This is a genomic window from Immundisolibacter sp. (genome assembly GCF_041601295.1).
Taxonomy (GTDB): Bacteria; Pseudomonadota; Gammaproteobacteria; order Immundisolibacterales; family Immundisolibacteraceae; genus Immundisolibacter.
The window spans coordinates 1-7,101 of record NZ_JBFIII010000121.1; the positions used below are offsets into that span (position 1 = coordinate 1).

Genomic DNA, 7,101 nt, shown 5'->3' on the forward strand with positions numbered 1-7,101 from the left:
GACACACCACGGCGCCCCAGAAGACCAGGTAGGCGATTATACCGACCAGACCGACTTCGGCCAGCAGGTTAAGGTAGTAGTTGTGGGCATGCCCCAGGGGGAAGGGCGTTGGGTTGGTGTCGCATGGAAGCTGGTCCCTTAAAGTAGTCAAATCAAACTTCGCAAACGCTGCGACACGCGCCTCTCACTTTGAGATTCCGATTAGCACCGCTCGTGCCAACCCAATAATTCATTTTATAAACAATTGGTTAAAAATTATTTCGGCTGTTCTCCCAGTGCGAATTGTAAAATTTACTGACGTCTTGGCGCCGATAAAAACCATCCCAAGTCGAAAAAATACGTATTTTTATAAAAATATACCTTTAATTACAAATCGATAAATGAAAATCTGGCGGCCACATGGGCAATGTAAATAATTCTGACGACCCGCCCAGAAGAGGGCGAGCGGATGCGTGATACGCATGGCACGAGCTACGACCAAGTTCCATACGAGAGTTTCCCCTTCCGGCAGACCCATCCGGACCGGCTGGCGACCCTCGGCCAGTTGTTTGGCTTGCAGCCGGCCGAACTGGCGCGCAGCCGTGTCCTGGAACTGGGCTGTGCCGCCGGCGGCAACCTGATCCCGATGGCACTGGCCCTGCCAGGGGCCAACTTTGTCGGCGTCGACCTGTCCACCGTACAAGTGGCCCAGGGCCAAAAAATCATCGCGGACCTGGGCCTACGCAACATCCGCCTGTTGGCGATGAGCATCACTGATGTGAATACCGGACTCGGCGAGTTCGATTACATCCTTGCGCACGGCGTGTACTCATGGGTACCAAACACCGTGCAGGAAAAGATGCTGGCTATCTGCGGCGACCAGCTCAGCGCCAACGGTATTGCCTATATCAGCTACAACACCCTCCCCGGCTGGCGCATGCGCGGCATGATCCGCGATCTCATGCGCTACCACGCCATGCAGTTCGCCGATCCAGCACCACGGGTAGCCCAGGCGCGCGCGATTCTGGACTTTCTGGCCCGCTCAGTGCCGACACAAGACAATGCCTACGGCATGCTGCTCAAGTCGGAACTGGAAGGCCTGCAAAACTCGCCCGATTACTACATCCTGCACGAACACCTGGAGGACACCAACGAGCCGGTCTACTTCCATGAGTTCGCCGAACGCGCGTCCCGCAACGGCCTGCAATACCTGGCGGAGGCGGATTTTCACAGCATGCTGACATCGAACTTTGCCCCCGAAGTCAAGGACACCGTGGTGCGCATAGCACCGGATGTCATCCGCCAAGAACAGCTCATGGATTTCCTGCGTAACCGTACCTTCCGCCAGACCCTGCTGGTACGCCAAAACTTGACAGTAAACCGCACCCTGACGCCAGAGCGGGTGACGCCGTTGTGGGTCAGCGGTTCGTTGCTGCCCGTGAACCCCACGCCTGAACTTGCCACGCAGCGGGAAGAAGCATTCCGCGCGCCCGACGGCGGCAGGCTGAAAACGCCGAATCCGATAAGCAAAGCCGCCATCGTTGTGCTCGCGCGGGACTGGCCCCGGGCCTTGGCCTTCGCTGATTTAGTCAGGGAGTCACTGGCATTGCTGGGGATACCGGCCCCACAGGCGGCACAGCCAGGACTCAGCGTCGAACAGACCCTGGCCTCCGACCTGTTGCAGTGCTACGGCGTTGGGCTGGTAGAACTTCATTCCTGCCCCTCGGCTTTCGTCACCCAGCCCGGAGAACACGCCGAGGCCAGTCCTCTTGCCCGCTGGCAAGCGGCGCAGGGCCTGCTTCACGTCACCAACATGCGGCATGAAATGGCCAATATCGACGCCAATCTTGGCCGGCTACTGCGACTACTGGACGGCACGCGCGATCGAGACACGATTTACCGCATCGTGGCTGGCTGGAGCACCTCGGCCAACGTGGCCACCGCGGCGAACCGGAAAAAGCTGGCCATCGCCGTGCGCGAACGTGTGGACCAGGCGCTGTTTCAGCTAGGCCGCTCGGCCCTGCTGCTGGCCTAGAGAAACGATTAAGGATGTTGCCCTCACGGCAGAACCGGGAGACGCCTTCGCGGGTGATCACGTCCCGGACATTGCCGAACTCCGCGCCGACGTAATGTAACGCCTGGCGACTCAGGTAGGCTGCGGACTGACTGGCCGCGGCAACCACAAGCCGACCGCGCACAACGCCGACACTCCCGCCACCGAAGCCCAGGCGATGCCATAGCCGGGGCCGTCCGCCAGGGCGCCAAAAACCACCGGACCCAGCACGAAGCCGCCCCAGGCGACGTTGATTAGCACGCCAACCGCGGTCCCGGCCACGGCGATGCCGACCGACTCGGCGATCACCACCATCAACAGCCCCTGCCAGCCCATGGCGCAAAAGCCATACAGCAGGCCAATCAGCGCCGGCACCACCAGCGGCCCGTTGACCGGCAACAGGGCCAAACCCGCCGCCGCCGCCGCGGTTAGCGCCATCACCAGTGCCAGGCAGCGGCTACGGGAATGGGTAAAAAAGCGGTCGGCGATCACCCCCCAGGCCACGCGTCCTAGCGCGGCTGCCAGCAGCGCGCCGCTGAGCAGACTGCCGGCCGCCGCCGCCGACACGCCCTGGCGGTCGGTCAGGAACAGCACAAAAAACGTCGTCATCGCGATCTGCGCGTAAGCGATGAAAGGCGCCAGCAGTAACAGGCGCACGAAGGGCCGGTTGCTGAAAAGCTGCCCCGCCACGGCGCGCAGACCAGGCCGGGCCGCAGCCGGTGTTGATGTCAGATCCACCGGTCGGTCGCGGTAGAGCAGGCCACTCAGGACGGCCGCCAGCCCGGCACCTGCTGCAACCAGTAACACCGCGGTACGCCAACCCAGCCCCAGCGCCAGACTAGGCAGTGCCGCCGCGGCCAGCGCTGCGCCGAGCATGTTGCCGGTCTGGCGCAAACCCATGGCGGTGGCGCGCTGCCGCGGTGGAAACCAGTGCAGCACGCCGCGTGTACCGACCTGGTTGATGGCGCCGTTTCCCAATCCGCACAGCCCGGCAAGGACGATGACCGCAAGCAGGGTCTTGGCGGCGCTGAGCAAGGCCAGCGGAATCGCCATGGCCAACAGACACGCCAGCAGCAGCCAGCGGCCGTCGAAACGATCGGCCAGCACTCCGGCCGGCACCGCCATCAGCGCACCGATCACGTAGAAGGCAGACTGCACGGCGCCGAACTGGGCCTTGCTGACCGACAGTTCCGCCACCAGAAACGGCGCCAATGGCCCCCACAGGTAGGAGCCGGAGGACATTGCAATCTGGCCCACGACCAGCAGGCCCAGCATGCTCCAGGCGTTGCGCCAGGCCACCTCAGGTGGCGCTCAGGCTGCCGGCCAGGGCAACTGCGAAGGGTCGGCGCGCAACTCGTCGCGCAGCCTGGCCTTGGCAATCTTACCGGTGGCGCCCCGGGGCAGATCGTCCACGAACAGAATATGCTTGGGCAACTCGAAACGCCCCAGGCGCGGCCGACAAAATGCCAACAGCTCCTGGACCGTGGCGCGCTGCCCCGGCCGGAGGCTGACGATGGCCACGACCGCCTCGCCCCACTGCGGGTGCGGTGCCCCCACTACAGCCGCTTCACGTATCGCGGGGTGTTCCGCGAGTACGGCTTCCACGGTTACCGGGTAAACGTTGTAACCGCCGGTGATGATGAGAAATTTCTTGCGGTCGGTCAGATATAAATAGCCCTCCTGGTCAAAACGGCCAAGATCGTGGGTGCGTAGCCAGGCGCCACTGAACAGTTCGGCGTTTTCCTCGGGGCGATTGAGGTAACCGGGCGTGTTGACCGTGCCCTGTACCCATATCTCGCCGACTTCGCCCATCTCAAGCTTGGCCCCGCCGTCGGCACGAACAGACACGTCGACGTGCAGCGCCGGCCGGCCGCAGGACGTCAACAACTCCGGCCGGCCATCGAGCGCCCGCACGTGGTCCCGGTGCTGCAGAAAACTCAGCCAGCCGGCGGTGGCCTCGGTCAGGCCATACAGCTGGATCAGCTCACAACCGAGCTGGCTCATGGCGCCGCGGATCAGCTGCGGTGTGGCCGGCGAGGAGCCATAGCTGACCATGCGCAGGGCAGACAAATCGTGGTGGCCAGAGGCGTGCTGCTCCAGCACCCGTTGCAGCATGGTGGGCACAAAAATTCCAGTCGTGGCGCGGTGTCCGGCCATCAGATCGAGGCTGCGCGCGGGGTCAAAATCCCCGTCCGGCAACAACACTGTCATGCCATTGACCAAACCCAGCGTGGCGCACAGCAGCGGCACGCCGGCCATCGGAAACGGCGCATAGTAGATGTCCGACTGGCGCAGGCCCAGCAGCAGGCTCGAATACACTAGCGCGTCGCGCACACCGCGCTGCGTCCATAGGGCGCCCTTCGGTAGACCCGTGGTACCCGTGGTGTAGCTAATGGCGATCAGATCGTCTTCAGTCAATGCCGGTAGCGTGGGCCGGCTGCCCTCGGCCGCCAGCAGCGTCTCGTAGTCCAGCGGCAGTCCGTGACCGGGGCCATAGCCGATCAGGATCAGCCCGGCGCGGCGCAGGGCGTCGAGTTCCCCCACCAGCAGAGGCACGCAGGATGCCTCCACCAGCAGCACGCGCGCCGACGAGTCGTGCAGCAGATGCAGCATCTCGCGCGGCGCGTAGCGCCAATTGATGCCCACCCGCAGCGCGCCCAGCTTCAGACACGCGTACCAGTGCTCGATCACCTCCACGCGCTCGTGCGCCAGCACCGCGCATACCGTGCCCTTGCCCACGCCCAGGCGCTGCAGGGCAGCGGCCAGGCGGTCGGCGCGGCGATCCATGTCGCCCCAGGTGCGACGACGGTCGCCATCGATGAACGCGGTCTGATCGGCCAGGGCTGCGCTGCAACGGCGCAGCAAATCTCGCGGCAGAATCACGCAGGTCTCCTCCTATGGAGCGATCTTGATCTTTTTTAACGGCGCGACTCGCCTAGAATGCGGGTGTGCCCGTCCCGGCCGCTCGTGCCAATCCCCGCGAGGTTACCGCAATGAAACGCCTCATCGGATGCCTGCTCACCGCGCTTATCGGTACCACCAGCGCCGTCAGCGCGGTGGAAGACGACTTCAACAGCCGCTGCGGCAGCTCAGTGCCGCCACAGATAACGCCGGGCACCGACACCGGGGTGGTGATCGTGGACGCCGCGCTCCGCGCCTACGTGCCGGTCGAGATGATGGTTGACCGGGGCATTGCAGTGCTCAGCAGCCTGGAACGCGGCATCGGCTCGCGCGCCAGTCGCTACCAATGCACCGAGCTGATGGTCATTCCCAACCTGCCACCGGGGCGTTATCGGTTGGTATCACTGGAAGGCCAGGTCAGCAGCATGACCCTGCCACAGCGTTTTTTGTACCCCATGCCTGGCGACGGCTACCAGGTCGTCAATCCTCACGACTGGCGTCAGGGACCACAGACCTACCGGGTGCAGTTACCGCGCCTGCCGGAACTGGAAGTCGAAGTCAAAGCCGGTGCGGTGAGTTATCTGGGTCAGGTTCAGGTGCTGCGTAACCGCGGCTCCAGCCATGCCGTAAAGGCCGAGCTGGCGCCCGATGCCGCTCGTGAGCGGGTCGCCCGTCAGCGTATGCACCGCCTGGCGGGCCTGCCACCAGCCGGCCTGCAGTTACCCACCGCCGTGCCAGCGCAAACGCCCGACGCGCCGCCAGCACCTGCCGCTACAGATGCCACTGCGCCGGCAAGTCCTGTACCGGCAGCGGCGCAACCGTGAGTTCCTGTGCTTTGCCCGCCAGGGACGTGTAACTCACCGTCACTGCATCGGCCTCGCGGCCCTGGCTGTAGCGCGCCACAATGCGCGCCGCCAGCTCGATATCGGCGCCGTCCAGGGTGCCGTCGACCAGCGCCAGCGGTCCGCCGTGGCTGACCGGTTCCAGGTGCGCGAACTGGCGCCGGTAGCCGGTCAAGAAGTTGTTCTCGCCGTCCTCGCGCGCCACGATCAGCTTGAAGTGCGGCCGCGGCCGCAAGTGGCGCCCCACCTTCAGCAGCATGATGTCGTCGAGTTCGTATTGCTTGGTGCCACGCGAGGACCACAGATCGGCCAGCTTGGCCGAGTAATTAGGGTCGGTCAGAAAACAACAGCCGCCGGCCGGCTGCGACCACTCGGTGAACCCGAACGACTCGGCCAGGGCAATCTGCGGCTTGCGGCTGCGACCGTTGAAGTCGTACAGGCGCTCGCGATCCACCCAACCCTCAGTCTCTGGCAGGGTCGGCGGCAGCAGCTTGGCGCACAGGGGCCTGAGCAGCCGGTCGAAGGCGCCGGACTCGCGCGCAATCACCGGCATGGTGTCCTTGCGCTGCGACATCGGTCGCTGGCCGATAACTTCGCCGGTGACGATGAAATCGAAGCCGTGCTCCTGCATCCACTGCCGTGCCTGACCGACCATGAAACCCTTGCAATCGAGGCAGGGGTTCAGGTTCTGGCCATAACCGTGCTTGGGGTTGATGACGACGTCCTTGTATTCCTCAATGACGTCGACGATGTGCAGCCGGATGCCGAGCTGCTCGGCCACCCACAGCGCGTTGTTGCGCTTGGGCTTGGCCTGGTCCTGGCGGCGAATGGCATGGGTGTGCCCCTCGACGCAGAAGCCGGTGAAAAAATTGATGCCCTCGACGTGGACACCCTGCTCCAGCAGGACCTTGGCGGCCAGCATGGAATCGAGCCCCCCGGAAATGAGGGCGACGGCTTTGCGTGGGAGAGTCATAGCAATGGGAATACCGGGCGGGGGGACGCGTATGGTACCCGGGGGTACCACGCTTACCTGACAAACGCCGAGCGATGGACCCGCCCCAGGGCGGCGGTTACCAGGCCAATGTGACCGGGCCGGCCTGGTTCAGGACGCACCCACTGCGCCGGATTGCGGCGTTGGACAGCGGCGATGCTCGGCCTTGGCTGACACCCATCTACACCCTCGGCTGCGGCCACCCCACGAGTAACCCGTTAAGCGCACTGCACACAGCGCGGGGCGAATCGATCATGAGTTGGTGGTAGGCGCCGGGGATGGCGAACATGGGCCAACCACGCTGCTGCGCCAGGCTCTCGACGTAGCTCTTGACC

5 protein-coding genes are annotated in these 7,101 nt (G+C 64.2%); 2 read left to right on the plus strand and 3 right to left on the minus strand.

The window, feature by feature from the left end; genetic code table 11:
• Positions 1 to 448: 448 nt before the first annotated feature.
• Positions 449 to 2,014, plus strand: coding sequence for a methyltransferase regulatory domain-containing protein (locus ABZF37_RS12840; protein ID WP_372720539.1), 1,566 nt, complete (start codon positions 449 to 451; stop codon positions 2,012 to 2,014).
• A gap of 111 nt (positions 2,015 to 2,125) precedes the next feature.
• Here the strand turns inward: ABZF37_RS12840 and ABZF37_RS12845 are convergent, their stop codons facing one another.
• Positions 2,126 to 3,331, minus strand: coding sequence for an MFS transporter (locus ABZF37_RS12845; RefSeq protein ID WP_372720541.1), 1,206 nt, complete (start codon positions 3,329 to 3,331; stop codon positions 2,126 to 2,128).
• Between the two features lie 12 nt (positions 3,332 to 3,343).
• Complete coding sequence (locus ABZF37_RS12850; RefSeq protein ID WP_372720543.1) at positions 3,344 to 4,915, minus strand: class I adenylate-forming enzyme family protein; 1,572 nt, start codon at positions 4,913 to 4,915, stop codon at positions 3,344 to 3,346.
• Positions 4,916 to 5,025: 110 nt separating this feature from the next.
• On the opposite strand from ABZF37_RS12850, the gene ABZF37_RS12855 reads away from it, so the two are divergent.
• The gene (locus tag ABZF37_RS12855) at positions 5,026 to 5,757 is read left to right on the plus strand and encodes a hypothetical protein (RefSeq protein ID WP_372720545.1); all 732 of its coding nucleotides are present in this window, start codon (positions 5,026 to 5,028) and stop codon (positions 5,755 to 5,757) included.
• On the opposite strand, the gene ABZF37_RS12860 is transcribed toward ABZF37_RS12855, so the two are convergent.
• Positions 5,705 to 6,748, minus strand: a complete 1,044-nt coding sequence (locus tag ABZF37_RS12860) for a tRNA (5-methylaminomethyl-2-thiouridylate)-methyltransferase (RefSeq protein ID WP_372720547.1) — start codon at positions 6,746 to 6,748, stop codon at positions 5,705 to 5,707. The two genes, ABZF37_RS12855 and ABZF37_RS12860, sit on opposite strands and share 53 nt — an antisense overlap.
• Between the last annotated feature and the right edge of the window lie 353 nt (positions 6,749 to 7,101).

Bases quoted from the DNA above. Each gene is read 5' to 3' on its own strand.
- ABZF37_RS12855 (WP_372720545.1), top strand. From the start codon at position 5,026: ATGAAACGCCTCATCGGATGCCTGCTCACCGCGCTTATCGGTACCACC.
- ABZF37_RS12860 (WP_372720547.1), bottom strand. From the start codon at position 6,748: ATGACTCTCCCACGCAAAGCCGTCGCCCTCATTTCCGGGGGGCTCGAT.
- ABZF37_RS12840 (WP_372720539.1), top strand. From the start codon at position 449: ATGCGTGATACGCATGGCACGAGCTACGACCAAGTTCCATACGAGAGT.